General features: G+C 61.6%; 23 protein-coding genes and 1 tRNA gene. 14 read left to right on the top strand and 10 right to left on the bottom strand.

What is annotated here, in order from left to right; genetic code table 11:
• The first annotated feature begins 152 nt into the window (after positions 1-152).
• On the top strand, positions 153-1,199 hold the full coding sequence (locus ASD58_RS07625; protein WP_057260494.1) for a serine hydrolase: 1,047 nt from the start codon (positions 153-155) through the stop codon (positions 1,197-1,199).
• On the opposite strand, the gene ASD58_RS07620 is transcribed toward ASD58_RS07625, so the two are convergent.
• A complete protein-coding gene (locus ASD58_RS07620; protein WP_057260493.1) occupies positions 1,184-1,966 on the bottom strand; it encodes an IclR family transcriptional regulator in 783 nt (260 codons plus the stop codon). The genes ASD58_RS07625 and ASD58_RS07620 overlap by 16 nt on opposite strands.
• 87 nt (positions 1,967-2,053) lie before the next feature.
• Between ASD58_RS07620 and ASD58_RS07615 the strand changes: the two genes are divergently transcribed.
• The 4 genes from ASD58_RS07615 (at position 2,054) to ASD58_RS07600 (ending at position 4,764) form a co-directional block, all read left to right on the top strand.
• Positions 2,054-2,437, top strand: a complete 384-nt coding sequence (locus ASD58_RS07615) for a diacylglycerol kinase (RefSeq protein ID WP_057260492.1) — start codon at positions 2,054-2,056, stop codon at positions 2,435-2,437.
• 93 nt (positions 2,438-2,530) lie between these two features.
• Complete coding sequence (locus ASD58_RS07610) at positions 2,531-3,544, top strand: sulfate ABC transporter substrate-binding protein (RefSeq protein WP_057260491.1); 1,014 nt, start codon at positions 2,531-2,533, stop codon at positions 3,542-3,544.
• 19 nt (positions 3,545-3,563) lie between these two features.
• Positions 3,564-4,199, top strand: a complete 636-nt coding sequence (locus tag ASD58_RS07605) for an alpha/beta hydrolase (RefSeq protein ID WP_082565287.1) — start codon at positions 3,564-3,566, stop codon at positions 4,197-4,199.
• Positions 4,126-4,764, top strand: coding sequence for a peroxiredoxin (locus ASD58_RS07600; protein WP_057260490.1), 639 nt, complete (start codon positions 4,126-4,128; stop codon positions 4,762-4,764). The genes ASD58_RS07605 and ASD58_RS07600 overlap by 74 nt, the downstream gene beginning before the upstream one ends.
• 70 nt (positions 4,765-4,834) lie before the next feature.
• Here ASD58_RS07600 and ASD58_RS07595 read toward each other — a convergent pair whose 3' ends face one another.
• Positions 4,835-5,161 (bottom strand): hypothetical protein, encoded by a 327-nt coding sequence (locus ASD58_RS07595; RefSeq protein WP_057260489.1) that lies wholly within the window; start codon positions 5,159-5,161, stop codon positions 4,835-4,837.
• Positions 5,162-5,363: 202 nt separating this feature from the next.
• Here ASD58_RS07595 and ASD58_RS07590 point away from each other — a divergent pair, with 202 nt between their 5' ends.
• From ASD58_RS07590 to ASD58_RS07560, 7 genes are all read left to right on the top strand, one after another.
• Positions 5,364-7,775, top strand: a complete 2,412-nt coding sequence (locus tag ASD58_RS07590; RefSeq protein ID WP_057260488.1) for a TonB-dependent siderophore receptor — start codon at positions 5,364-5,366, stop codon at positions 7,773-7,775.
• Between the two features lie 137 nt (positions 7,776-7,912).
• Positions 7,913-8,686, top strand: a complete 774-nt coding sequence (locus ASD58_RS07585) for a sulfite exporter TauE/SafE family protein (protein ID WP_057260487.1) — start codon at positions 7,913-7,915, stop codon at positions 8,684-8,686.
• Positions 8,687-8,886: 200 nt separating this feature from the next.
• The gene (gene cysT, locus ASD58_RS07580; RefSeq protein ID WP_057260486.1) at positions 8,887-9,693 is read left to right on the top strand and encodes a sulfate ABC transporter permease subunit CysT; all 807 of its coding nucleotides are present in this window, start codon (positions 8,887-8,889) and stop codon (positions 9,691-9,693) included.
• Positions 9,690-10,574, top strand: a complete 885-nt coding sequence (gene cysW / locus ASD58_RS07575) for a sulfate ABC transporter permease subunit CysW (protein ID WP_057260485.1) — start codon at positions 9,690-9,692, stop codon at positions 10,572-10,574. The genes cysT and cysW overlap by 4 nt, the downstream gene beginning before the upstream one ends.
• A gap of 1 nt (position 10,575) precedes the next feature.
• Positions 10,576-11,640 (top strand): sulfate/molybdate ABC transporter ATP-binding protein, encoded by a 1,065-nt coding sequence (locus ASD58_RS07570; RefSeq protein ID WP_057260484.1) that lies wholly within the window; start codon positions 10,576-10,578, stop codon positions 11,638-11,640.
• Positions 11,637-12,569, top strand: a complete 933-nt coding sequence (locus tag ASD58_RS07565) for a CysB family HTH-type transcriptional regulator (RefSeq protein ID WP_057260483.1) — start codon at positions 11,637-11,639, stop codon at positions 12,567-12,569. Before ASD58_RS07570 ends, ASD58_RS07565 begins: the two co-directional genes overlap by 4 nt.
• 16 nt (positions 12,570-12,585) lie before the next feature.
• Entirely contained in the window at positions 12,586-14,301 is a 1,716-nt protein-coding gene (locus ASD58_RS07560; protein WP_057260482.1) for a methyl-accepting chemotaxis protein, read from the top strand.
• 15 nt (positions 14,302-14,316) lie between these two features.
• On the opposite strand, the gene ASD58_RS32620 is transcribed toward ASD58_RS07560, so the two are convergent.
• The 4 genes from ASD58_RS32620 to ASD58_RS07540 all read right to left on the bottom strand — a co-directional run bounded on the left by ASD58_RS32620 (position 14,317) and on the right by ASD58_RS07540 (position 20,066).
• Complete coding sequence (locus tag ASD58_RS32620) at positions 14,317-16,065, bottom strand: methyl-accepting chemotaxis protein (RefSeq protein WP_057260481.1); 1,749 nt, start codon at positions 16,063-16,065, stop codon at positions 14,317-14,319.
• A gap of 125 nt (positions 16,066-16,190) precedes the next feature.
• Positions 16,191-17,816: a methyl-accepting chemotaxis protein gene (locus tag ASD58_RS07550; protein ID WP_057260480.1), complete on the bottom strand. Its 1,626-nt coding sequence runs from the start codon at positions 17,814-17,816 to the stop codon at positions 16,191-16,193.
• 160 nt (positions 17,817-17,976) lie between these two features.
• Positions 17,977-19,023: an aldo/keto reductase gene (locus tag ASD58_RS07545; RefSeq protein WP_057260479.1), complete on the bottom strand. Its 1,047-nt coding sequence runs from the start codon at positions 19,021-19,023 to the stop codon at positions 17,977-17,979.
• 2 nt (positions 19,024-19,025) lie between these two features.
• Entirely contained in the window at positions 19,026-20,066 is a 1,041-nt protein-coding gene (locus ASD58_RS07540) for a quinone-dependent dihydroorotate dehydrogenase (RefSeq protein WP_057260478.1), read from the bottom strand.
• A gap of 60 nt (positions 20,067-20,126) precedes the next feature.
• On the opposite strand from ASD58_RS07540, the gene ASD58_RS07535 reads away from it, so the two are divergent.
• On the top strand, positions 20,127-21,440 hold the full coding sequence (locus ASD58_RS07535) for an amidohydrolase (protein WP_057260477.1): 1,314 nt from the start codon (positions 20,127-20,129) through the stop codon (positions 21,438-21,440).
• On the opposite strand, the gene ASD58_RS07530 is transcribed toward ASD58_RS07535, so the two are convergent.
• The 3 genes from ASD58_RS07530 to ASD58_RS07520 are packed head-to-tail and all read right to left on the bottom strand — an operon-like array spanning position 21,406 to position 23,467.
• Positions 21,406-22,158 carry an arginyltransferase gene (locus tag ASD58_RS07530; RefSeq protein ID WP_057260476.1) on the bottom strand — a complete coding sequence of 251 codons (753 nt, stop codon included), beginning with the start codon at positions 22,156-22,158 and terminating at the stop codon, positions 21,406-21,408. The two genes, ASD58_RS07535 and ASD58_RS07530, sit on opposite strands and share 35 nt — an antisense overlap.
• Before the next feature lie 26 nt (positions 22,159-22,184).
• Positions 22,185-22,892, bottom strand: a complete 708-nt coding sequence (gene aat / locus ASD58_RS07525; RefSeq protein WP_057260475.1) for a leucyl/phenylalanyl-tRNA--protein transferase — start codon at positions 22,890-22,892, stop codon at positions 22,185-22,187.
• A complete protein-coding gene (locus ASD58_RS07520) occupies positions 22,889-23,467 on the bottom strand; it encodes an NUDIX hydrolase (RefSeq protein WP_057260474.1) in 579 nt (192 codons plus the stop codon). The genes aat and ASD58_RS07520 overlap by 4 nt, the downstream gene beginning before the upstream one ends.
• Before the next feature lie 124 nt (positions 23,468-23,591).
• Between ASD58_RS07520 and ASD58_RS07515 the strand changes: the two genes are divergently transcribed.
• Positions 23,592-23,668: transfer RNA gene (locus ASD58_RS07515), tRNA-Met, on the top strand.
• A 56-nt stretch (positions 23,669-23,724) separates the two neighbouring features.
• Here the strand turns inward: ASD58_RS07515 and ASD58_RS07510 are convergent.
• Positions 23,725-24,738, bottom strand: a complete 1,014-nt coding sequence (locus tag ASD58_RS07510; RefSeq protein WP_057260473.1) for a MerR family transcriptional regulator — start codon at positions 24,736-24,738, stop codon at positions 23,725-23,727.
• Positions 24,739-24,787: the final 49 nt, after the last annotated feature.

Below are 24,787 nucleotides of genomic sequence, written 5' to 3'. Positions count from 1 at the left end.
CAAGCTTTCGTTGCAGCCTTACGTCACTATGGAAATTGTGTATTGTGGGGCTGAAAACATTGGTGAAGAAAAGTTTGATTTAGCTTGCGCAGGAATCTGATTTTGCTACACTGCAACTAGCGATTCTGCTGTTTCACACCGGGGAATGACGAATGAACAAACTTGCTATCAGCGTGCTTGTGTCCTTGCTTTGCGCATCGGCCTCCATTGGATCTGCACAAGCGGCCGTCAAGAAAGCAGGTACCCGCTACGCCGCCCCGGCTACGCAATCCCAGATGGTCAAGCGCACGGTCAGTGTGCGTGGCCGTAACAAGATCGTTTACCAGCGGGTGACCAAGGTGGCGGACTTCAACCGTCCGACCATGGGCGACCTCGCCGGCCTGAACCTGGTGCGCGATCCGCTGGACCTGAAATCCAATGTGGCCCTGGTCCTGGACCAGGCCAACTCCGAAGTGCTGTTCGAAAAGAACGCCGGCGTGGCTTTGCCGATTGCTTCGATCACCAAGATGATGACGGGCCTGGTGGTGGTGGAAGCCAACCAGGATCTCGATGAAATGCTGACCGTGACCGATGATGACGTCGACCGCGAGAAATTCAGCTCTTCGCGCCTGAAAGTGGGCGACCACCTGACCCGCCGCAATATGCTGCATATCGCTCTCATGAGCTCGGAAAACCGTGCTGCTTCCGCACTCGGCCGCAACTATCCAGGCGGCTTGCCGGCCTTTGTGCAGGCGATGAACGAGAAGGCGCAGTCGCTGGGCATGAACGACACGCACTATGTCGATTCCAGCGGCCTGTCGAAGATGAATGTGGCCAGCGCACGCGACCTGGCCAGGCTGGTGCAGGCTGCTTACGAGCACCCGATCCTGCGCGAATTCTCCACCGATCCGAAAGCCGTGGTGGAAAACAGCGGCCGTCCTGTCACCTTTGGTACCACCAACCGCCTGGTGGCGCCGAACTCGGGCTGGGAAATCGGCCTGCAGAAAACCGGCTTCATCAACGAGGCTGGCCGCTGCATGATCATGCAGGCAATGGTGGAAGGGCGCGCCGTCATCATGGTGCTGCTGGATGCCAAGGGCACCGCGGCGCGTGTGGCCGATGCGACCCGCATGAAGAAGTGGTTGGCCGCGCTCAAGCCAACCTTCGGTGAAAATGTCAGCGGCGCCAGCACCAGCGCCCAGTCTTATTCGGGTATGTAACCCAGGGTTGCGGAGATCTGGTTGGCGGTATTGACCAGGTCTTCCAGCCAGTCATCCTGCAGCCGGTCCGCCGGCGCGGAAATCGACAAGCCTGCCACCAGTTTGCCGGAATCGTCACGGATGCCGGCCGCCATGCAGCGCACCCCCAGCTCCAGTTCCTCATTGTCACGCGCATAGCCGCGTGCGCGCACCAGGCTCAGCTCGCGCTCCAGGCGCGCCAGGTCGGTAATCGAATTCTTGTTGTGGCCAGCCAGGCCGGTACGGGTGGCATAGGCGCGGATCGCCTTCGGTTCGTCCACCGACAGGAACAGCTTGCCGGTCGACGTCAGGTGCAGCGGGCCGCGGGCGCCGATGGCGCGCACCACCTGCATGCCCGAGCGTTCGGAATAGGCGCGGTCGATGTAGACGATCTCATCGCCCTGGCGCACCGACAGGTTGATGGTCTGTTGCGTCTTTTTATGCAGGGCGCGCATGGAGTCCAGCGCAGCTTCGCGCACGGACAGGCGGCTCTTAACCACATTCCCCAGCTCCAGCAGGCGCATGCCGAGGCGGTAGGTGCCGGGCTCGACGCGGTCGACAAAGCGGGTCACCACCAGGTCGTTCAGGATGCGGTGGGCGGTGGAAGGGTGCAGGCCGGAGACTTTCGAAAGTTCTTTCAGGCTGACCGGATCCGGGTATTTCGCAAGGGCGTCAAGCAGGGCCGTCATGCGGTCGATCACCTGGATCGTCGTTTTGGGCTCCTGCGCAGGCAGGGTTTCGCTTTTCATAATGTGGTTGGTGCAGTGCGGTATAGGCAGACTTATTTATACCATGATGTGAAAAAAATGGGAATTCTGTCGCTATAATCCGTGTCCATGGAACCTACAAGTGAATTTAAAAGCAAGAGCGGCCTGAAGCGCATTTTTTCGGCCTTTTTCTACTCCATCGAAGGCTTGCAGACTGCCATCCGTTCCGAGCATGCCTTCCGCCAGGAGCTGTTTGTTTTCGTGGTGGGCGCCATAGCCGCGCTACTGTTGCCGGTCTCTGCCTTTCAGAAACTGGTGTTGATCGGCAGCATGGTGATCGTGCTGATCGTCGAGCTGATCAATTCCGCCATTGAAGCCGTGGTGGACCGCGTTTCCCTGGAACGCCATCCGCTGTCCAAGAATGCCAAGGACTTTGGCAGCGCTGCCGTCCTGCTGGCTTGCCTGCTGTCGGGCGCGACCTGGCTGGTCGTGCTGGTCAATCGCTTCTACTAATTACTTTCCGGTATAACGAACGATGAAAGTATTCGTTCGTATTTATATAGAAGGGCTTTAATCTGGCATCTCCAAACATTAAGGGGAAGCCAGATGTTGTCCAGAAAACTGATTGCCGCCGCCTTGTTCGCCACCGCCGCGGTGGCGCAAGCAGCCGACGTGAGCTTGCTCAACGTCTCCTACGATCCGACCCGCGAGCTGTACCAGGACGTCAACGCCGCCTTCGCCAAGGAATGGAAGGCCAAGACCGGCGACAATGTGAAGATCAAGCAGTCGCATGGCGGTTCGGGCAAGCAGGCCCGCGCCGTGATCGACGGCCTGGAAGCCGATGTGGTCACCCTTGGCCTGGCTTACGATATCGACGCGGTCGCCGAGCGCGGCCTGGTGAGCAAGGACTGGCAGAAGCGCCTGGCCCATAACGCCACCCCCTACAGTTCCACCATCGTGTTCCTGGTCCGCAAGGGCAACCCGAAAGGCATCAAGGACTGGAACGACCTGGTCAAGCCAGGCGTGGCAGTGATCACCCCGAATCCAAAGACTTCCGGCGGCGCGCGTTGGAACCACCTGGCCGCTTACGGCTACGCCTTGCGCCAGCCCGGCGGCAGCGATGCCACCGCACGCGACTTCCTGAAAAAACTGTACAAGAACGTGCCAGTGCTGGATTCCGGCGCCCGCGGCGCCACCACCACCTTTGTGGAACGCGGCATCGGCGACGTGCTGATCGCCTGGGAAAACGAAGCCCTGCTGGCGATCAAGGAACTGGGCCCGGACAAGGTTGAAATCGTGGCGCCTTCCGTTTCGATCCTGGCCGAGCCGCCAGTGGCGGTGGTCGACAAGGTGGTCGACAAGCGCGGCACCCGCAAGGTGGCTGAGGCTTACCTGAACTTCCTGTACACCGACCAGGCCCAGGCCATCATCGCCAAGAACTACTACCGCCCGACGATCGAGAAGGAAGCGAAGAAATACGCCGCCCAATTCCCGAACGTGAAGCTGTTCAAGATCACCGACGTGGCCGGCGACTGGAGCACCGCGCAGAAGACTCACTTTGCCGACGGCGGCGTGTTCGACCAGATCTACCAGCCTGGCGCCAAGGTCGCCGGCCAATAATTACGCAACGGAGGGCCGCATGGCGATCCAACAACTGAACCAATTCCGCATCCTGGTCGCGCCAGGCCTGCATAACAGCGGGCCCGATCACTGGCAGTCCCGCTGGCAGCGCCTGTACCCGCGCTTCGAGCGGGTAGAGCAGAAGCGCTGGAGCGATCCGGTCCTGCTGCGCTGGGCCGACCGCCTGGATGAAGTATTGGACCAGGACCGCCGTCCGACCCTGATCGTTGCACACAGTTTCGGCTGCCTCACCACCGCATTAAGCCTGTCACGTTCAACCTCCCCCCACGTGGCGGGTGTCTTGCTGGTGGGGCCTGCCGATCCCGATAAGTTCCAGGTCAGCTCCCTGCTGCCGCACGGAGAATTGCCTTGCCCGTCGATCATGGTGGCCAGCACCAACGACCCATGGATGACGGCAAAGAGCGCCGAGACCTGGGCGCAGCGCTGGGGCAGCGACTTCGTCAACGCGGGAGCGCTGGGACATATCAACGCTGAATCAGGCCTGGGGGACTGGCGTTTTGGCCAGCGCCTGCTGCAGGTCCTGGCGCAGCGCGCATCGAATTTAACAATGGAGAAGAAGAATGAGTTTACGCCTTGGCGATACCGCACCGGACTTCGAACAGGATTCCAGCATTGGCAGCATCAAGTTTCATGAGTGGGCAGGCGATTCCTGGGTGGTGCTGTTCTCGCACCCGGCCGATTTCACGCCCGTCTGCACCACGGAACTGGGCTTGACCGCCAAGCTGAAACCCGAGTTCGACAAGCGCAACGTCAAGGCCATCGCACTGTCGGTCGACCCGGCCGACAAGCACAAGGAATGGATCAAGGATATCGAAGAGACCCAGCACACCGTGGTGGGCTTCCCGATCATCGCCGACGCCGACCGCAAGGTGGCCGAGCTGTACGACATGATCCACCCCAACCAGTCGGCCACTGCCACTGTGCGCTCGCTGTTCGTGATCGACCCGGCCAGGAAAGTACGCCTGCAGATCACCTACCCGCTGAGCACCGGCCGCAACTTCGATGAAGTGCTGCGCGTGATCGATGCCCTGCAACTGACGGACAAGCACACCGTCGCCACCCCAGGCAACTGGAAAGATGGCGATGACGTGATCATTCCGCTCACCGTGCAGGATCCGGAAGTGATCAGGCAGAACTACCCGGCTGGCTTCAAGGCCCCGCGTCCTTACCTGCGCATTACGCCGCAACCGAACAAGTAACGGTTTTGGGAACGGCGCGTGCGCCTATGCCGGCCAGGAAGGGGAGTAGATCACCAGGTCCCTGGAATGGCTAGTGCAGATGTTCTTGCAGGCGCCCTTCGGGGCGCTTTTTTTCCTTCAGCATTTCGCGCAGCGCGGCGATCTCGTTGCGCGCACTGACAATGCATTGCGGGTTGTTCTTGCCGCCGGGCGGGGCGAATTCGACAGCCGCCAGGATGCTGGCCTGGATGGCGGTCAGCTTGTCGAAGGCGGCTAGCGGCAGGCCGGCATCTTCGAAATCTGCCATCAGGTGCTTGGCGGTGCAGTAGACAGTGGCCTTCTCGAACTTGGTGTAGGCCTGCAAGGCCATTTCGGTCAGGTCGCACAAACGGTCGGTCAGCAACAGAGCATCAGTCATCACATTTCCTCCCATGAATCGCTTGCAGTCAATGTAGCACTTGGTTGAATACAAGCCAATAGCCTTGGTTCTGTTCCATTCATGCAACGTTGGCAGGTAATTCACTTGTCATAAATGAATTATTTCTTTGTGTGTTCAATTGTGCGAGGTTAGTATTTTTTCGCGGCACCAAATAAAAATCGTTAAAGAGATCGGAATACCTATGAAACGCACCCTTATTGCCAGTGCTGTTCTGCTGGCCACCTCGCAAGCCTACGCACAAACCGCCGCCCAACCCGCCGCCGAAGAACAGCAGACCGTGGTCGTGCTGGGCTCCCGCGCCACCGCCAAGACTGCGCTCGATACCGCCGCGCCCGTTGGACTGATCAATTCCAAGGACCTGCAAACGGCCGGCCCGCTGGAGCTGGGCAAGCTGTTGCAGACACTGGACCCGTCGTTCAACTTCTCCACCACCTTCATCAGCGACGGTACCGACATCATCCGCCCTGCGACCCTGCGTTCGCTCGGCCCCGACCAGCTGCTGGTGCTGGTGAACGGCAAGCGCCGCCACCAGCAGGCGCTGGTCAACGTGCAGCAAACCATTGGCCGCGGTTCGGCCGGTACCGACATCAATGCGATTCCACTGTCGGCCATCCACCATATCGAAGTGCTGCGCGATGGCGCGGCCGCCCAGTACGGCTCGGACGCGATCGCCGGCGTGATCAACATCGTGCTGAAATCGAACGTGAACGAGACTGCCCTCAGCGGCCAGGTCGGCACCACCAAGGAAGGCGACGGCGACATGATCTCCGGCAGCGTGAACCGCGGCTGGGCGTTGGGCGAGGACGGCGGCTACATCAACCTGTCGCTGGAAGGGCGCAAGCGCGACGAAACCAATCGCGCCGGCCCGGACTCTTTGCGCGTCGATCCGCCGCGCGTGACCCAGCGCATCGGCGACAGCGATGCCCGCGACGCTTACCTGTGGTGGAACGCGGCCCTGCCAGTGGACAAAGTGGGCGAGTTCTACAGCTTCGGCGGCGTGTCCAAGCGCAAGGGCGATTCGTCCGGCTTCTTCCGCTCCAAGGGCGATGGCCGCAACGTGCCTGCCGTGTATCCGGAAGGCTTCCTGCCGAACATCCGCACCACCGTGAAAGACGCTTCGTTCGCCTTTGGCTACCGCCGCGACCTGCCGAATGACTGGAAGGCCGACATCAGCCTCAACCACGGCGTGAGCGAGCTCGATTTCCACGAAAAGCAGACCATCAACGTGTCTTACTGGTACGAGCCGAAACCTGGCGGCGGCATTTACGCCGAATCGCCGTTTGAAGCCGACACCGGCAAGCTGAAATTCAAGCAGACCACCTTCAACGCCGACATCAAGGGCCCGGTCAAATTCGGCAGCGAAGAAGTGTTCGTTGCCACCGGCTTCGAGTACCGCCGCGATAACTACCAGATCGTGGCAGGCGATCCGGTGTCCTACCAGTACGGCCGCACCAACAACCCGGCCATCGTGATCACCAACCAGGCTGGCGGCGTCGCCGCATCCGGTACCCAGGGCTTCCCAGGCTACACCCCGGCCACCGCGGTGGACGAGGGCCGCCACAATATCGCCCTGTTCCTGGATACCGAATACCACCCGGTCAAGGACCTGCTGCTGGGCGCTGCGGTGCGCTACGAGAAGTACTCGGACTTCGGCAATACCGTGACCGGCAAGTTCAGCGCGCGCTGGGACCCGACCAAGGAATTCGGCCTGCGCGGCAGCGTGTCGTCCGGCTTCCGTGCACCGGGCGTGCAGCAGAAGTTCTACAGTTCGGTATCGACCAACCTGAACCAGGCTGGCCAACTGACCGAAACCCTGACCGCGCGCGAGGGCAGTGCAGTGACCACCGCACTGGGCATCAAGCCGCTGAAGGAAGAAACCTCGCGCAACGCGTCGGTGGGCATGGTGCTGCGTCCTGCGAAGAACATGTCGCTGACCGCTGACGTGTACCAGATCAAGATCAAGGACCGTATTGTGTTCTCGAGCGAGATCTCGCCGGAAGCAGGCGGCGGCCCGATCGCCAACGTGCTGAATCCGCTGGGCGTGGGCCAGGCGCAGTTCTTCACCAACGCGGTTGACACCACTACCCGCGGCCTGGACATCGTTGCCGACCACACCACCAAGTTCAGCTCGTCGACCCTGGTGCTGTCCGGCCAACTGGGCTTCAACAAGACCGAGGTGACCAAGCGCCATTCGCCATCCAGCCTGCTGACCGGCGACCAGCTCTTCAACCAGGCGCAGGTGACCCTGATCGAACGGGGCCAGCCACGCAAGCACCACGTTGTGGCGGCTGACTACACCATCGGCCAGTGGAACGTGAATGCTCGTGCCAACTACTATGGCGAAGTGCAGGGCGAAGGCTTCAGCCCGCTGCAGACCTGGGATGCGAAATGGATCGTGGATTCGAGCATTCGTTATAGCTTCAGCAAGAAAACCACCCTGGCATTCGGCGTCAACAACCTGTTTGACACTTACCCGTCCGAGTGGACCAATGGCGGCGATTTCCCGAAACTGGGCTTCAAGTACTGCTGGGAAACCTGCCCCTTCGGCGTGAACGGCCGTTCGATGTACCTGAAGTTCGATACTGCGTTCTAAGTTGTTACTTCCCTTTGCAAGCGCCCTTCGGGGCGCTTTTTTTTTAAGAGAACGTGATTAACATAAGCAAATAAGGACTTCATTGTTGAGATTTCATGCGCTCCCGGATACTCTAGCGGGTCTTGGAAGGATATTGCATGGATTTGTCGTTCATCGTTTCTGGTTTCGTTGTGGGCGCCCTGGTCGGTTTGACCGGCGTGGGCGGCGGCTCGCTCATGACACCTATCCTGACCCTGATGTTCGGCGTTTCCCCCTCTGTGGCAGTGGGCACCGACCTGGCATTTGCTTCCGTTACCAAGACTGCCGGTACTCTCACGCATCGCCTGCGCGGCACTGTGCGCTGGGATATCGTGCGCCTGCTTTGCTATGGCGCCTTGCCGGCGGCTCTCCTGGCGACTTATGGCCTGAAGCATTTCGGCGCCCTGGATAAGCAGATTGGGCATCTGATCCGTATTTGCATCGCCGGTTCCGTCATGCTGACGGTGGTGGCCATCCTGTTCCGCGGCAAAATGCTGGAATGGATGCTGGCCCACCCTGAGCGTCAGTTGCAGGGCAGGGCGCTGGAAATTTCTACTGTGGTGGCTGGTGCAGTACTTGGTACTTTGGTCACCGTTTCCTCCATCGGTGCCGGCGCCGTCGGCGCCACCCTGCTGGTGCTGATGTATCCCCGCCTCACGCCGGCAGAAGTAGCCGGCACCGATATTGCCTATGCCGTGCCGCTGACTGCGATTGCTGCCGCGGGGCATTGGTGGCTGGGCTCCATCAACTGGACACTCCTGTTGACCTTGCTGGTAGGCTCCGTGCCCGGCATTACCATTGGCTCCTGGTTTGCACGCTCCATGCCGGAGCGATTCCTGCGCGGCGTGCTGGCGACGGTGCTGGTATCCGTTGCTGCCAAACTGGTTGCCTGAACGCTTCACCACTGCCTGTTTGGCATCTAAGCAAATGAAAAAAGGGTAGTTTGGTTTATAACGCATGAATGCGAACATGCGCTCCTATTAGTCGAAAATGTAATAAGGGAGCAAGCATGTCTGCAGTTGCTGCAACGGTACCCACCTCGGCGACGGGGCCGGGAAGAGAGGTCAAGGCCCGCAAAGCGCCATTTCGCGTGATGCCCGGTTTTAACTTATCCCTTGGTTTCACCATCCTGTACCTGACGCTGATCGTGCTCATCCCGCTGTCGGCGATCTTCCTCAAGACCTTCACCATGACCTGGGAAGGCTTCTGGGCTGCCGTCACCTCGGAACGCGTGATTGCCTCCTACAAGCTGACTTTCGGCGCCTCCTTCATCGGCGCCCTCTTGAACGTTATCTTCGGCGGCATCGTGGCCTGGGTGCTGGTGCGCTACAAGTTCCCTGGCAAGCGCATTGTCGACGCGCTGGTCGACCTGCCGTTCGCGCTGCCGACCGCAGTGGCCGGCATCACGCTGACCGCCCTGTATTCCTCCAACGGCTGGTTCGGCCGCTATATTGAAGGCGTGCTGGGCATCAAAGTGGCATTTACCCCGCTGGGCGTGGTGGTGGCGCTGACCTTCATCGGCCTGCCTTTCGTGGTGCGAACCGTGCAGCCCGTGCTGGAAGACGCCGAGCGCGAACTGGAAGAAGCGGCTGCCAGCCTGGGCGCATCGGCCTTCCAGACCTTTCGCCGCGTGGTATTCCCGACCATTTTGCCATCGCTGCTGACCGGGTTTGCGCTGGCCTTTGCCCGCGCCACCGGCGAATTCGGTTCGGTGATTTTCATTGCCGGCAATATGCCGCTGGTGTCCGAGATCACGCCACTGTTCATCATCACCAAGCTGGAACAGTACGACTATGCCGGCGCCACGGCCATCGCAGTAGTCATGCTGGTGGCTTCCTTCCTCATGCTGCTGGCAATTAACCTGTTGCAGGCATGGTCGCGCGGGAGGAACGCCAAATGAGCGGCTCCGCGACTCCCATCCGCCGCGGCGAACTGCCGCAACGCCATGACGTGCTGGAACCGCGCTGGGTGCGCTATGTCCTGGTCACGGTGGCGCTGACTTTCCTGACCCTGTTCCTGTTCGTGCCGCTGGTGGCCGTGTTCACCGAAGCGCTGAAGAAGGGCTGGGAGGTGTATGCCAGCGCCATCCTGGAGGACGATTCGATTGCCGCCATCAAGCTCACGCTGATAGCGGCCGGCATTGCGGTTCCGTTCAACCTGGTATTCGGCGTGGCAGCTTCCTGGGCCATCACCAAGTTCGAGTTCCGCGGCAAGAGCCTGCTGCTGACGCTGATCGACCTGCCGTTCTCGGTATCGCCGGTGATTTCGGGCCTGATCTACGTGCTGCTGTTCGGCGCCCAGGGCTGGTTCGGGCCGTGGCTGGCGGCGCACGACATCAAGATCCTGTTCGCGGTGCCGGGCATCGTGCTGGCCACGGTATTCATCACCTTCCCGTTCGTGGCGCGTGAACTGATCCCGCTGATGCAGGCGCAGGGCAGCGAGGAGGAGGAAGCAGCCGTGGTGCTGGGCGCAAACGGCTGGCAGACCTTCTTCCGCGTGACCCTGCCTAACATCAAATGGGGCCTGCTGTACGGCGTGATCCTGTGTAACGCCCGCGCCATGGGCGAGTTCGGCGCGGTGTCGGTGGTGTCCGGCCATATCCGCGGCGAGACCAACACCATGCCGCTGCAGGTCGAGATCCTCTACAACGAATACAACTTTGCCGCCGCCTTCGCCGTGGCCTCGCTGCTGGCCCTGCTGGCGCTGGTGACCCTGGCAGTGAAAACCTTCATCGAATGGCGCCTGCACGAAAACTACGGCGACGACGCCAAGGAGCATTGATATGACGATCGCAGTCAAGAACATCAACAAGCGTTTCGGCGACTTCGTCGCGCTGGACAACGTATCGCTCGATTTCCCGCAAGGCGAGCTGACCGCGCTGCTGGGGCCATCGGGCTGCGGCAAGACCACGCTGCTGCGCTGCATCGCCGGTCTGGAGCATCCCGATTCGGGCCAGGTGCTGCTGGATGGGCAGGACGCCTCCGACCGCCACGTGCGCGAGCGCCAGGTCGGCTTCGTGTTCCAGCACTATGCGCTGTTCAAGCATATGACCGTATTTGAGAACGTCGCCTTCGGCCTGCGCGTCAAGCCGCGCAAGGAGCGTCCATCGGAAGAGCAGATCCGCCGCAAGGTAAAAGAACTGCTGGAACTGGTGCAGCTCGACTGGCTGGCCGACCGCTATCCGCCGCAGCTCTCCGGCGGCCAACGCCAGCGTATCGCCCTGGCGCGCGCGCTGGCCGTTGAACCGCGCGTGTTGCTGCTGGACGAACCGTTCGGCGCGCTGGATGCCAAGGTGCGCAAGGAATTGCGCCGCTGGCTACGCCGCCTGCACGACGAGCTGCACGTCACGTCGATCTTCGTGACCCACGACCAGGAAGAAGCGCTGGAAGTGGCCGACCGCGTGGTGCTGATGAACAAGGGCCACGTCGAACAACTGGGCTCGCCGGACGAGGTCTACAACCATCCCGCATCGCCCTTCGTGTACGGCTTCCTCGGTAACGTCAATGTCTTCCATGGCCGCGTGCATGAAGGCGTGCTGGCCAGCGACGGCGTTGAATTCGACGTGGAAGGCCACGGCAGCGGCAAAGGCACGGCCTACATTCGCCCGCACGACCTGGAAGTCGAACGGTATGTGCAGGGTGCGGAAGGCATCGTGGTCAGGCTGCGCCGCGCGCACGCAATCGGCCCGCTGGCCCAGCTCGACCTGGAGCGCACCGACAACGCCCAGATTATCGAAGCAACCATTTCCAACGAACGCTATATCCAACTTGACCTGAAAGACGGCGAAACGCTGGTGGTGCGCCCCAAGCGCCTGCGCGTCTTCGTCGATGAAGGGGCTCACGCATGAACTTCCAACAACTACGCTCCGTGCGCGAAGCTGCGCGCCGCAACTACAACCTGACCGAAGTGGCGAACGCCCTGTTCACGTCGCAGCCGGGCGTGAGCCGCCAGATCCGCGAACTGGAAGACGAACTTGGCGTCATCATCTTCGAGCGCAACGGCAAGCGCCTGACCGGCCTGACCGAGCCGGGCAAAGGCATCCTGAAGATCGTCGACCGCCTGCTGGTGGAAGCGGAAAACCTGCAGCAGGCCAGCCTGGAATTCACCGGCCAGAAAAGCGGCACACTGACCATCGCGGCAACGCACACCCAGGCCCGCTATGCGCTGCCGAAGGCGGTTTCGCACTTCCGCAATGAGTTCCCGGACGTGCGCATCGCCTTGCAGCAAAGCGCACCTGACCATATCGCGGAATGGGTCCTGTCGGGCAAGGCCGATATCGGTATCGCTACCGAAGGCTTGTCGCAATTCCCGGACCTGGTGTCTTTCCCTTGCTACCGCTGGAGCCACCTGGTGGTGGTGCCGGATGGCCACCCGCTGCTGACGCGCTCCCCGATCCGCCTGGAAGACCTGGCCGAATACCCGCTGATCACTTACGACGTCGGCTTCACCGGCCGTGGCCACATCGATGCGGCCTTCGATAAGGCCGGCGTGCGCCCCGACATCGTGCTGACCGCAATGGATTCGGACGTCATCAAGCAGTACGTGACGCTGGGCCTAGGCGTTGGCCTGGTAGCGTCGATGGCTTTCGACCACGGCCGCGACAAGGGCTTGCGCGCCATCGAAGCTTCCCATTTATTCGCTGCAAATACAACAAGACTGGCCTTGCGCAAAGGAGCATACTTGCGATCGTATGCCTACGAGTTCATCTCGCAGTTCGCCCCGGATTTGACACGCAGCGACATCGAGCAAGCCTTGCAGGGAGGCGACCCCCTGTAACCTTGGAGGAGGTTGTATGGGTATCGGCAACTGGAAGATCGGCGTCCGCCTGGCCGCCGGATTGGGTCTCGCACTGGCCTTCATGGTTGGCATTGCCGCGACAGGCATTGCCAACCTGGGCAAACTGAATGACGGCACCGACGATATCGCCAGCGACAAGGTGCCGAAAGTCATCCTCGCCTACGAGGCGATCGGCGGCGTCAATGACATCGCACGTGCCATGCGTAACGCAATGCTCTCCACTGAAGCGGAAACGGTGAAGAAGGAATTGAAGCGTGTCGAGGACAAGAAGGCCGAGATTGATGGCAATCTCGATAAGCTTGCCAAACTGATCTCAGATGATGAAGATGCGGAAAGCAAGGCCAGGCTCAAGGCCGTGCAGGAAGCGCGCGAGCGTTACCTGGTCGTGCAATCTGCCTTCCTGCAAAAATCCGCCGACGACAGCCAGCGCGCTGAGAACGTCAAATACCTGCTGACCGCAGTGCGCAAGGAGCAGACTGCGTACCTGGGCGCACTGACCGAAATGGTGAAATACCAGACGGCCGCGGTGAATGCCGCCAGCGATGTCGCCGGCAAGGCTTACACCAATTCCCGCAACGTGATGATCGTGTTGACTGCGGCGGCGGCCGCACTTGCAGCCTGGGTTGCGTGGTGGGTCACGCGCAGCATCACCCAGCCTCTGAACCGCGCCGTCGGCGTGGCGGAGGCAGTGGCGGGCGGCGACCTGACGCAGCGCATTGACGTGACCAGCCGCGACGAAACCGGCCAGCTATTGCAAGCGCTGGCGAATATGAACGACAGCCTGGCGCGCACCGTCGGCAAGGTGCGCTCCGGTTCCGACACCATCACGACTGCTTCGAACGAAATCGCCACCGGCAACCTGGACCTGTCCTCGCGCACGGAGCAGCAGGCCAGCTCGCTGGAGGAAACCGCCTCCTCGATGGAGGAGCTGACTTCCACCGTTCAGCAAAACGCAGAGAATGCGCGCCAGGCTACGCAGCTGGTGGTAACTGCGTCCGACTTTGCCACGCGCGGCGGTGCTGTTGTGGGGCAGGTGGTCAGCACGATGGGCGCGATCAAGGAGTCTTCGAACAAGATCGTCGACATTATTGGCGTGATCGACGGCATCGCGTTCCAGACCAATATCCTGGCGCTGAATGCCGCCGTCGAAGCGGCGCGCGCGGGCGAACAGGGCAGGGGTTTTGCCGTGGTGGCGTCAGAGGTGCGCAACCTGGCGCAGCGTTCCGCCGCAGCGGCAAAGGAAATCAAGGAACTGATCGGGCATTCGGTCGACACGGTGGATGAAGGCGCGCGCCTGGTCGACCAGGCTGGTGCAACGATGGGTGGCATCGTCAAGGCGGTGCAGCAGGTCAGCGACATCATGCAGCAGATTAGCGCGGCCAGCCAGGAGCAAAGCAGCGGCATCGCCCAGGTCAATCAGGCCATCGTTTCCATTGACGATGTGACGCAGCAGAACGCCGCGCTGGTCGAAGAAGCCGCAGCGGCCGCGCAATCGATGCGCGATCAGGCAGAAATGCTGGCCGACGCCGTCAGCGTGTTCCGCCTGGCCGACCATCAGGCCGACCCGAAACGGTTGGCCGTGCGGGCGGTTGTGAAGGCTGCGACGCGCCCGGCGCCAGCTACCACACGCGCTGTTGCCAGACGGCCTGAGGGGACAGCGCCAGCCAACACCAGGGCGCCCAGCGTCAACCCGGAATGGGAAGAGTTCTGAGCGGCGCCTGGCTGATTAGAATTCTTCCCAACCGTCGCCCGCACCGTTGGCGGCAAGCGTGCGCTTGGCCGCTGCTGGTTTAGCGGGCAGCCCGACGGAGCGAGGCTGGAGGCGGGTAACGCTTGCGCCGCTGCGTGACTGCGCAGGCGAACTGACCGAGCGGCGCACCACGGGGGCGCCGGCGTAGCGTGTGGCCTGCGCCGTTGGTTGTGCCGATTCCTGCGCAGACAGGCGGAACACGCTGACCGCTTGCGACAGCGAGGCCGCCTGCTCCTGCAATGCTCCCGCCGCAGCTGCAGCTTGTTCCACCAGGGCCGCATTTTGCTGGGTGGCGCTGTCCATCTGCACCACGGCCTGGTTGATCTGTTGCAGTCCGGAGCTCTGTTCTCCGCTGGCAGCTGAAATCTCGCCGATGATGTCGGTCACCTGCTGTACGCTCTGCACCACTTCACTCATGGTGGCGCCGGCCTGGTCGACCAGGCGGCTGCCTTCTTCCACTTGTGCCACCGAGTTGTCGATCAACTGTTTGATCTCCTTGGCGGCATTGCCTGCGCGCTGGGCCAGGTTGCGCACTTCCGAGGCGACGACTGCAAAGCCGCGGCCTTGCTCGCCGGCGCGCGCGGCTTCCACCGCAGCATTCAAGGCCAGGATGTTGGTCTGGAATGCAATGCCGTCGATCACCGAAATAATCTCCACGATCTTGTAGGCCGACTCGTTGATGGCACTCATCTTGTCAACCACTTGCGACACCACTGCCCCGCCGCGACGCGCCACTTCCGATGCGTTGCCTGCCAACTGGTTGGCCTGCCTTGCATTGTCCGCATTCTGGCGCACGGTGGACGTCAGCTCTTCCATCGACGACGCAGTTTCTTCCAGCGAGCTGGCCTGCTGCTCGGTGCGCGCCGACAGGTCCATATTGCCGCTGGCGATCTCGGAAGAAGCGGTGTTGATGGAGTCGGTAGCCCGGCGTACATCGCCGACAATGCCGACCAGGCTAGTGCTCATTTCGCGCAAGGCGCCCAGCAGCTTGCCCGTCTCGTCCTGCGTGTGCACCTCGATCTGCTGCGTCAGGTCGCCGGCTGCCACATTTTCTGCAATCCGTACCGCGCGGTCCAGCGGGGCGGTGATGCTGCGCACCAGCCACCAACCGATGCCTGCCGCCAGGGACAGCCCACCTGCAAGGATGCAGATCACCATCAGGCGGAAGCTGGAGAAGCTGGCCTGCGACGATTCGTACACCTGCTTGCCGATGTCTTTTTGCAGGCTGACCAACTGGTTGATCAGGTCGCGCACAGGCAGGAATCGCTCGTGCATGCGTCCGTGCATCAGGGATTTCATTTTGTCCATGTCACTGGCGCGGGCGGCCGCCAGTGCGGGTTCCAGGCCCTGTTCGAGATAGACGGAATGGGCGGCGCTGAATTGGTCGACCAGCGCCTTTTCTTCCGGGGTCATTTGGGTGGCGATGTAGGCTTTCCAGATCTGCTCGGCCCGGGCGCGATCGTGCTCCACTTCCTTCACCATTTCAGGCAGGGCCGCTGCGTCGGAGAGCGCCGCATTGGCCATCGAGAGCTGGTTGCGGTTCATTGAGCGGATCATATCCTGCAACTGCCCCAGTGCCACCAAGCGGTCCTCATAGACCGTTTTGAGCGATTCGTTCGAATTCGACAAGCTGGTGATGCCGGCAATGCCGATCACCGTCATCATCAGGGAAAGGATTGCCAGGACAGCGACCAGGCGGGTTTTGATTGTCAGGTTGTTCAGCATGTGCGGCTCCAGCCCGCGCACGTGCGCAAGCAATGGCTTTGGTGAAGGAGGGAGCCGCGAGGGCGGGGCGGCGTTTGGACAGGGCTGGCTGGGACCGGCGAGACGGGCGCCCTGGAAACCCGATGCTAGCAATTCGGTTTTAGCGAAGCAAGTGGGAATTGGAGAGAATGTGGTTTATTCGCCGCTTGCACCGCATCCCGGCCCTGTGGCGCCAGGCGGAATACCCCTACCGTCTTGGCAAGGGCACAAGCTTGTTGCTGCATCGATGCGGCGGCAGCAGCGGCCCGCTCCACCAGCGCGGTGTTATGCTGCGTGGCCGAATCCATCTGAAGCAATGCTTCACTGACCCGGGCAATGCCCGTGCTTTGTTCGTGGCTGGCGGCAGTGATCTCATTGATAATGCCGCTGACGCGATGGACTGCCTGCACCACTTCATTCATGGTGGCGCCGGCCTGGTGCACCAGCGTGCTGCCGGCATTCACCTGCTCCATCGAGTGATCGATCAATTGCCTGACTTCCTGCGCGGCCGCTGCGCTGCGTTGTGCCAGGTCGCGTACTTCGCTGGCGACCATGGCGCAACCCTCGGGGCTTGCGCCGCCGGCGCGTTGGGCCTCGGCAGCGGCATCCAGTGCCAGGCGGCCGGTCTGGCTCGCAATGCTGTCGATCACGCCGATCATGTCCGCCATCCTGAGCGAGGAAGTGCTGATGGCATCCATCCTTTCCACGGCCTGGAATACCGCCGCGCCGCCGCGCGTCGCCAGGTTCGCTGCAGCTTGCGCCAGCAGGTTTACCTGGCGCGCATTGTCGGCATTCTGGCGCACAGTGCAGGTCAGCTCTTCCATCGACGAGGCGGTGTCCTCCAGCGTCCTGGCTTGTTCTTCTATACGGCGCGACAGGTCCCGGTCATCGTCAGCAATGTGTGCCGAAGCGGCATGCAGGGTGTCCGTCGAGTGCCGCACGTTGCCGACCATACCGGCCAGGCCCGCGTTCATTTCTTTCAGTGCCGCCAGCAGCTGGCCGGTTTCATCGTTTGCCGTTACTTCAACTTGCTGCGTCAGGTCGCCCCTGGCCACCGCCTGGGCGACGGCGACCGCACGATTGAGCGGCTGCGTAATGCTGCGTACCAGCCAGCAGCCAACGCTGATGGCCAGCGCCAGGCCGGCAAGCAGCAAGGCAATGACCAGCGTGTGCTGCCTGGCGTATGTGTCTTCCGACGCGAGGTACTGCCTCCTGCTGTGATCGACCTGGTAGTCAGCCAGCCTTTCCAGTTCGATGCGAAGCTTGGGGAACATGTGCTCCACCGGCCCGTTCACCAGGGCGCGCATGGTGTCGATATCGCCCGCTTTTGCCGCAGCCAGTGCGGGCGCCAGGGCATCGAGCATGAAGTGTCTGTGGGCCGCCTCGAAGCGCTCGGCCATTTCCTTTTCTTCTTCGGTAACGAAGGACTCGCTGTATTCCTGCCACAGCTTGCTGGCGGCATTGCGGTTCTGTTCGACCTGTTCGATCGCTTGCGGCAAATTTTCCGCATCGGAGTTCGCGGCGCGAACGACGGCGAGTTGGTTGCCCAGCATCAGGCGCATCATCGCGTCCAGGTTGCCGAGCGCCAGCAGGCGCTCCCGGTAGACCGTGCGCAGGGTATCGTGGGTTTGGCCGAGACTGGCCAGGCTGGTGCTGCCGACTGCAAGCAGCAACAGGGATAGCATGGTGAAGACGGCAATAAGCCGCACCCTGATGGTCAGGTTTTTTAACATGTCGGTTCTTATTGGGAGATTGGCAAGGCCGCGGGGGGAGGGCGGCGAAGAATCAGGGAAGACATGGCCCGCGGGCGCGGGCAACCTGAATCGGGAATAGTATCAACAACGTTCCCGCACAGCAATTGAATAGATGGTCAGGCGTGCCTGACCTTATCGGTTACTGGCCAGGGTTGGGCAGCCTGGCATGGATCGCATCGACTGCTGCCACAAGCTCCGGCGACAGCCGCACATCGAGGGCATCGATGTTTTCCTTGAGCTGCGCCAGCGTGGTGGCGCCGATAATGGTGGAGGCGATGAACCAGCGCGAATAGCACCAGGCCAGCGCAAGCTGGGCAGGCGTCATGCCGTTGTCGCGCGCCAGCTTTGCATACTGCGCAACAGCATCGAGCACGCCCGGGCGCAGGTAGCGCGGGCTCCAGGTCGGTGGGAAGATCGTCAGGCGGCCATGCGCTTTTGGATCGTCGTGATATTTCGCCGTAAGCTGGCCGAATGCCAGCGGGCTATATGCCATCAGGCTTACTTGCTCTCGGAAGCAAGTCTCGTCCAGGAAGCTGGTTTCGAAATGGCGCGCCGTCAGGTTGTACAGGTTCTGGATGGTGGCAATGCGCGGCAAGCCTTTCCTCTCGGCTTGCTTGACGAACTCGGACACGCCCCAGCTACTTTCGTTCGACACGCCGATGTGGCGGATCTTGCCTTCCTTGATCAAGTCGCCCAGCACGGCCAGCGTTTCTTCGATGGCGATGCTGTGGCGCTCCTTGCCGGGATCGAACTGGCTTGCGCCGAAGATCGGCACATTGCGGCTTGGCCAATGCAACTGGTACAGGTCGATGTATTCCGTCTGCAGGCGCTGCAAGCTGGTCTCCACCGCAGCGCGGATATTGGCCGCGTTGTGGTTGCTCTTGCCCTTACGGATCCAGTGCATGTAGGGGTTGGGGCCCGCGACCTTGGTCGCCAGCACCACGTCGGCACGGCGGCCGGATTGTTTCAGCCAGCTGCCGATGAAGCGCTCGGTATCACCCTGGGTCGCAGCGGACGGCATCACCGGATACAGTTCCGCCGTGTCGATGAAATTGATGCCGCGCTCCAGCGCATAGTCGAGCTGGGCGTGCGCATCCGCTTCGCTGTTCTGCTGGCCGAAGGTCATCGTGCCGAGGCAGATCTTGCTGACCTTCAGGTCGCTGCGGCCAAGGGCGATTTTCTGCATGCTTAGCCTCGCAGCGCGTCGGCGCAATCGCGCACCAGCGCAGGGCCGGCGTAAATCAGGCCGGAGTAGAGCTGCACCAGTTGTGCGCCGGCTTCGATCTTGGCCTTGGCATCCTTGCCCTGCATGATGCCGCCCACGCCGATGATCGGCAGCGCGTCGCCCAGTTCCGCCTTCAGCAGGCGGATCACGTTGTTCGACAACTCGAACACCGGTGCACCGGACAGGCCGCCGGCTTCCGCGCCATGCTGCATGCCTTCCACCGCGGTGCGGCTCAGCGTAGTGTTGGTGGCGATCACGCCATCGATCTTGTGGCGCAGCAGGGCATCGGCGATGTTCTTCACCTGGTCGCCGTCCATGTCAGGGGCGATCTTCAGGGTCATCGGCACGTACCGCTTGTGCTGGTCGGCCAGGCGCAGCTGTGCATCCTTCAGTTGCGACAGCAGGCCATCCACTTCCGATGCGCCCTGGAGCTGGCGCAGGTTTTTGGTGTTCGGCGAGGAGATGTTGACGGTCACATAGCTGGCGTAAGGGTAGACCTTGTCCAGGCAGTGCAGGTAATCGTCGACCGCGCGTTCGATCGGCGTATCGGCATTCTTGCCGATGTTCAGGCCCAGCACGCCCTCGCGGTTCTGGTAGAAGCGCGACGACTGCACATTGGCCACGAAGGCGTCGACGCCGCCGTTATTGAAGCCCATGCGGTTGATGATGCCCTGCGCCGCAGGGAGGCGGAACATGCGCGGCTTAGGATTGCCCGGCTGGGCACGCGGGGTCACGGTGCCCACTTCGATGGAACCGAAGCCCAGGTCGGCCAGCGCATCGATGAAGGCGCCATCCTTGTCCAGGCCCGCGGCCAGGCCGACCGGATTGCGGAAGGTCAGGCCCATCACGGTACGCGGGTCGTCTTTCGGACGGCGCACCATGGCGCGCGTCAGGCCCAGGGCCGACATGCGCTTGAGCGCTGGCAGGGTGAAGTGGTGGGCGGATTCGGCGTCCATCGAGAACAGGATGGGGCGGGCCAGGGAGTACAGGAATTTATCGGACATTGTGGGCAGCTTTGGTGTATTTTTGTAGCATTTTACACTGCGCCCCCTGGAGGACCTTCCGTGATCAAGCCTGGACTTGCCCTGCTGGCCTGCCTTTCCTTGCCTGCCCTTGCCGCCGAAAACCAGCTCTCCGCCGCCATCGCACGCGACTACAAAGCCAGCCTGGAACCCTTGTTCAACCACCTGCACGCCAATCCCGAGCTGTCTTATATGGAGGTGCAGACGGCCGCGCGCATGGCCTGGGAGCTGCGGGCGGCAGGCTTTGAGGTAACGGAAGGCGTCGGCAAGACCGGCCTGGTAGCGATCATGCGCAACGGCAAAGGCCCGACGGTGATGGTGCGTGCCGATATGGATGCGCTGCCGGTGGAAGAAAAGTCCGATGCGCCGAATGCTTCCAGGGTCAAGGTCAAGGACTTGAGCGGCAACCTGGTGCCGGTGATGCACGCCTGCGGCCACGACGTTCACATGACCAGCCTGGTGGGCACCGCGCACCAGATGGCAGCGCACAAGGGGGACTGGAAGGGCACCCTGATGCTGGTTGGCCAGCCCGCCGAAGAACGCACCGGCGGCGCGCTGGACATGATGGCCGACGGCGTCTACAAGCGCTTCGGCAAGCCCGATTACGCGCTGTCCCTGCACGTTGGCGCCGACATCGAAGCGGGCAAGATCGAGGCCAGCGAAGCGCCGTTCTCCGGCGCCGACCTGATGGAAATCGTGGTGCACGGCATCGGCACGCACGGCGCCAGCCCGCATACCGGCAAGGACCCGGTCGTCATCGCCTCGCAGATCGTGCTGGCGCTGCAGACCGTTGTCACGCGCGATATCGCACCGCGTGAAGCGGCCTTGATTACCGTGGGCTCATTCCACGCCGGTACCAAGGGCAATGTCATCAGCGATACGGCGCGCCTGGAACTGACGGTGCGCTCGGAAAGCGACGAGACGCGCGCCAGGCTGCTCGAAGGGATCAGGCGCGTGGCCGAGAATACTGCGCGTGCTGCGGGCGTGCCGGAAGACAAGCTGCCGGACATCCGCCACACCGACCGTCCGGTGCCGCCGACCCTGAACGACAAGGCCATGTTGCAGCGCCTGCGCACAGTATGGTCAAGCAAGCTGGGTGAGGGGATTTTCGACAAGGGCTACCAGCGCGGCAGCATGGTGGGTGAAGACTATGCCCACTTCATCTACGGCCAGGGTATCCCGAGCGTGTACTTCATGGTGGGCGGCACGCCGGCCGCGCAGGTGGAGGCGGCACGCGCCGGCAAGGCGACGATCGCCTACAACCATAGCCCGCTGTTCCGCGCCGATGCGCAAAAGTCGATCGAGACCGGCGTGCTGGCAACTACGGTTGCGCTGCTTGACCTGATGAAGAAGTAAGCGGGCCCCACACGCCTTTGATGCGTGCTTGCAGGGGCTGGAACTTGATCTTGTAATTCATCTTCGGACTGTCTTCAATCCAGTAGCCCAGGTAGACGAAATCCAGCCCCAGTTCGTGTGCCTGCGCGATCTGCCACATCACGTTGTAGGTGCCGAAGGACGCGCCCGGCACGTCCGGGTCGAAGAAGGTGTAGACCGACGACAGTCCATCCGACAGCACGTCGATAATGGACACCATGCGCAGCGTGCCATCCGGTTCGCGGAATTCCACCAAGCGCGTATTGACGCGGCTTTGCAGCAGGAATTGCGCATACTGGTCGCGCGAATCCTGGTCCATGCCGCCGCCCGCATGGCGCGTGCTCTGGTAGCGCAAATAAAGTTCGTAATGCTCGTCCGAGAACGACAGGCTGGCCACGCCGGCTTCCAGCTTGCTGTGGCGCGCCCATGCACGGCGCTGGCCGCGGGTCGGGGTGAAGCCGCCGGCCACTACCCGTACCGGGATGCAGGCCTGGCATCCATCGCAATATGGACGATAAGTAAAGATGCCGCTGCGACGGAAACCGTTCTTCACCAACTCTGAATACACGTCGGCATTGATCAGGTGCGAGGGCGTCGCCACTTGCGAACGGGCCTGGCGTGCATCAAGGTAGCTGCACGGATAAGGCGCCGTTGTATAAAACTGCAACGTTGCGAAGGGGAGGTCGTTAAGCTGCGTCATGAGTCATATCATAACGCGTCCGCGGCTTAAAACGGTGCGATAGGGCACCAATCGCGTATCTGTGGCATCACAATATTTTGCTGCAAATGCGCGATGAAGTCCTTGCGCGGTATAGGGCGTGCGCCGAGCGAAGCCAGGTGGCCGGTCTCCTGCTGGCAATCGATCAGTTCCACGCCGTGCTGTCGCAAAAAATGCACGAGGTAAGCCAGCGCTACCTTGGAACCGTCGGTGACGCGTGCAAACATCGATTCGCCGTAGAACATGGTGCCGATGGAAACACCATAAGCACCGCCTACCAGTTCTCCGTCCAGCCACAACTCGGAGGAGTGGGCGAAACCCTGGCGGTGCAGTCCGGTGTAGCCGGCGATGATGTCTTCCGAAATCCAGGTGCCGGGGCCGTCGCGCCGTGGTGCCGCGCACGCGCGCATGACTTGCTCGAAGGCGCTGTCGAAACGCACTTCCCAGCGCTGGCTGTCGCGCGCAATCTTCTTCAGCATCTTGCGCAGGCTGTCGGAAATCTTGAAGTCGGCCGTGCGCAGCACCATGCGCGGATCGGTGCTCCACCACAGGATGGGCTGGCCCTCCGAAAACCAGGGGAAGATGCCGCGCTGGTAAGCGGCCAGCAGCCGATTGGGCGATAAGTCTGCGCCGGCAGCCAGCAGGCCCGGCGCGTCCGTGGTCAGGGCTTCGGAGACGTCGGGAAAGGGCGTGTTGACGTCGAGCCAGGGAATCATGTGTCGGACGGCTGGCGCATTGGCTGGGTGATGTCCTGGGTGTGGAAGCCGTAGCTGCCGCCTTCGCGCATGTTGCTGCGGTCGGCAAAGAAGAACTCCAGCGTGGTGCGGATGGTCGGGAAGGCCAGGTCATCCCATGGGATCTCCGCTTCCGTGAACATTTTGACGTCCAGGCTTTCTTCGCCCGGTGCAAAGTCGAGGTCGCGCAGCGTCGCCAGGTAGAACATATGGACCTGGTGTACGCGCGGCACGTTGAGCAGGGTGTACAGTTTGCCGAGGTCGATATTGGCGCCGGCTTCCTCTTCGGTTTCGCGCTGGGCTGCTTCGGCCGTGGTTTCATTGTTTTCCATGAATCCGGCCGGCAGGGTCCAGAAGCCGCGGCGCGGTTCAATCGCGCGTTTGCAAAGCAAGACCTGCAATTGACCGTCGCGCTCCCAGACCGGGACCGTGCCGATCACCATCTTGGGATTTTGATAATGGATTGCGGAACAGTTGACGCAAACATAACGCGGCCGGTTGTCGCCGGCCGGTACCATCAACTCAACAGGGTGGGCGCATTCTGAGCAAAATTTCATAAGGTTTACTTTACACCGAACGGCCCATTGCCGGGACTCAGCGAAATATATTCGAGCTATCGTCAGAAGGAGTGGGATAAATATTGCCTAAATCGGCGAGACGCCCTATAATACTCGCATCAGACGCGGGGTGGAGCAGTCTGGCAGCTCGTCGGGCTCATAACCCGAAGGTCACAGGTTCAAATCCTGTCCCCGCAACCAGAATTCCAAAGAAAACCGTCATCGGAAACCAGCGATGACGGTTTTTTTTTCGCCGTTTACGCCGCGCCGTGGGCCTGGCGCAGGAAATCCAGCAAATCGTCGCTCATCATGCGGCCGGCCCTGAGTGCCGGCTCGTTTTCAAGTGCTTTACGGAAACGCTCGCGCACGCCCGGCGCACTGCCGACCATATCGGTGAACAATTCGTACCAGCGTTGCGCCAAAGCACGTGCTTGCGGCGCCAGGGGCGAGGGATTGGCTGCCATCTGGTCACGGATTTCGGTGATCAGCCCCGGCCATTCCTGCGCGCGGGTGCTGAAATGCTTATGCATGGTCTCGATTTCTTCGGGCAGCATGTATTTGGCATAGATTGCCAGTTTGCTCAGCCCGCCGGCCGCTGCCACGTAGTCGCGCATCGCGAGCGAGATGCCGCTCATCTTGCGGTATTCCTCTTCACTCGACCACATATGGTCGAGTCGCCGCATCATGTCGACGCTATGGCCGGCCTGGCGGCTGAAGGTCGCCATCCATTTCTGGGCCAGCTCTTGCACCGCTGGATCGGACGGCGGCACGCCGGCGGACATTTTCTGCCCCACGGCTTCGATCAGCTTGGCCCATTCTTCCGAGGCAGCGGGATCGCTGTAAATCGGCAGTTGTGCCAGTTCTTCCTTGGTAAAGTATTTGTCGTACACGGTCATTTGCTCCAGTGTGGTTAGCCAGGTAGCCAATTCCGGCTCCTCTCCTGCCAGCAATTGCCCGCGCAAGACCGCAAGCTGCTCGCGCAGCTTGGCGGCTTCGGCGATTTGCCGGTCGAGCGAGTCGATCTGGCGGGCAATCAGGTCGGGCAGGGAAGTGCCGGGCTTGGCCAGGAATTGACCGATATCGGCCAGCGCCATGCCGAAACGGCGCAGCGCCTGCACCTGGTGCAGGCGGGCCACATCGTCGCGGTTGTAGAGGCGGTAGCCGGCATCGGAACGTCCCGAAGGCTTGAGCAAGCCGATGCTGTCGTAATGGTGCAGGGTGCGCACGGTCAGGCCTGAACGGCGCGCCAGTTCACCAACTTTCAACATCATGCCGGACTCCTTTTCTTCGTAACGTTAACCACATGCTGGCGCCTGACGT

Source organism: Duganella sp. Root1480D1 (assembly GCF_001427305.1).
Taxonomy (GTDB): Bacteria; Pseudomonadota; Gammaproteobacteria; order Burkholderiales; family Burkholderiaceae_D; genus Rugamonas.
This window is presented reverse-complemented; position numbering and strand designations above follow the sequence as displayed.

Coding starts and splice junctions, on each gene's coding strand:
- ASD58_RS07625 (WP_057260494.1), top strand. CDS start 153: ATGAACAAACTTGCTATCAGCGTGCTTGTGTCCTTGCTTTGCGCATCG.
- ASD58_RS07620 (WP_057260493.1), bottom strand. CDS start 1,966: ATGAAAAGCGAAACCCTGCCTGCGCAGGAGCCCAAAACGACGATCCAG.
- ASD58_RS07615 (WP_057260492.1), top strand. CDS start 2,054: ATGGAACCTACAAGTGAATTTAAAAGCAAGAGCGGCCTGAAGCGCATT.
- ASD58_RS07610 (WP_057260491.1), top strand. CDS start 2,531: ATGTTGTCCAGAAAACTGATTGCCGCCGCCTTGTTCGCCACCGCCGCG.
- ASD58_RS07605 (WP_082565287.1), top strand. CDS start 3,564: ATGGCGATCCAACAACTGAACCAATTCCGCATCCTGGTCGCGCCAGGC.
- ASD58_RS07600 (WP_057260490.1), top strand. CDS start 4,126: ATGAGTTTACGCCTTGGCGATACCGCACCGGACTTCGAACAGGATTCC.
- ASD58_RS07595 (WP_057260489.1), bottom strand. CDS start 5,161: ATGACTGATGCTCTGTTGCTGACCGACCGTTTGTGCGACCTGACCGAA.
- ASD58_RS07590 (WP_057260488.1), top strand. CDS start 5,364: ATGAAACGCACCCTTATTGCCAGTGCTGTTCTGCTGGCCACCTCGCAA.
- ASD58_RS07585 (WP_057260487.1), top strand. CDS start 7,913: ATGGATTTGTCGTTCATCGTTTCTGGTTTCGTTGTGGGCGCCCTGGTC.
- cysT (WP_057260486.1), top strand. CDS start 8,887: ATGCCCGGTTTTAACTTATCCCTTGGTTTCACCATCCTGTACCTGACG.
- cysW (WP_057260485.1), top strand. CDS start 9,690: ATGAGCGGCTCCGCGACTCCCATCCGCCGCGGCGAACTGCCGCAACGC.
- ASD58_RS07570 (WP_057260484.1), top strand. CDS start 10,576: ATGACGATCGCAGTCAAGAACATCAACAAGCGTTTCGGCGACTTCGTC.
- ASD58_RS07565 (WP_057260483.1), top strand. CDS start 11,637: ATGAACTTCCAACAACTACGCTCCGTGCGCGAAGCTGCGCGCCGCAAC.
- ASD58_RS07560 (WP_057260482.1), top strand. CDS start 12,586: ATGGGTATCGGCAACTGGAAGATCGGCGTCCGCCTGGCCGCCGGATTG.
- ASD58_RS32620 (WP_057260481.1), bottom strand. CDS start 16,065: ATGCTGAACAACCTGACAATCAAAACCCGCCTGGTCGCTGTCCTGGCA.
- ASD58_RS07550 (WP_057260480.1), bottom strand. CDS start 17,816: ATGTTAAAAAACCTGACCATCAGGGTGCGGCTTATTGCCGTCTTCACC.
- ASD58_RS07545 (WP_057260479.1), bottom strand. CDS start 19,023: ATGCAGAAAATCGCCCTTGGCCGCAGCGACCTGAAGGTCAGCAAGATC.
- ASD58_RS07540 (WP_057260478.1), bottom strand. CDS start 20,066: ATGTCCGATAAATTCCTGTACTCCCTGGCCCGCCCCATCCTGTTCTCG.
- ASD58_RS07530 (WP_057260476.1), bottom strand. CDS start 22,158: ATGACGCAGCTTAACGACCTCCCCTTCGCAACGTTGCAGTTTTATACA.
- aat (WP_057260475.1), bottom strand. CDS start 22,892: ATGATTCCCTGGCTCGACGTCAACACGCCCTTTCCCGACGTCTCCGAA.
- ASD58_RS07520 (WP_057260474.1), bottom strand. CDS start 23,467: ATGAAATTTTGCTCAGAATGCGCCCACCCTGTTGAGTTGATGGTACCG.
- ASD58_RS07510 (WP_057260473.1), bottom strand. CDS start 24,738: ATGATGTTGAAAGTTGGTGAACTGGCGCGCCGTTCAGGCCTGACCGTG.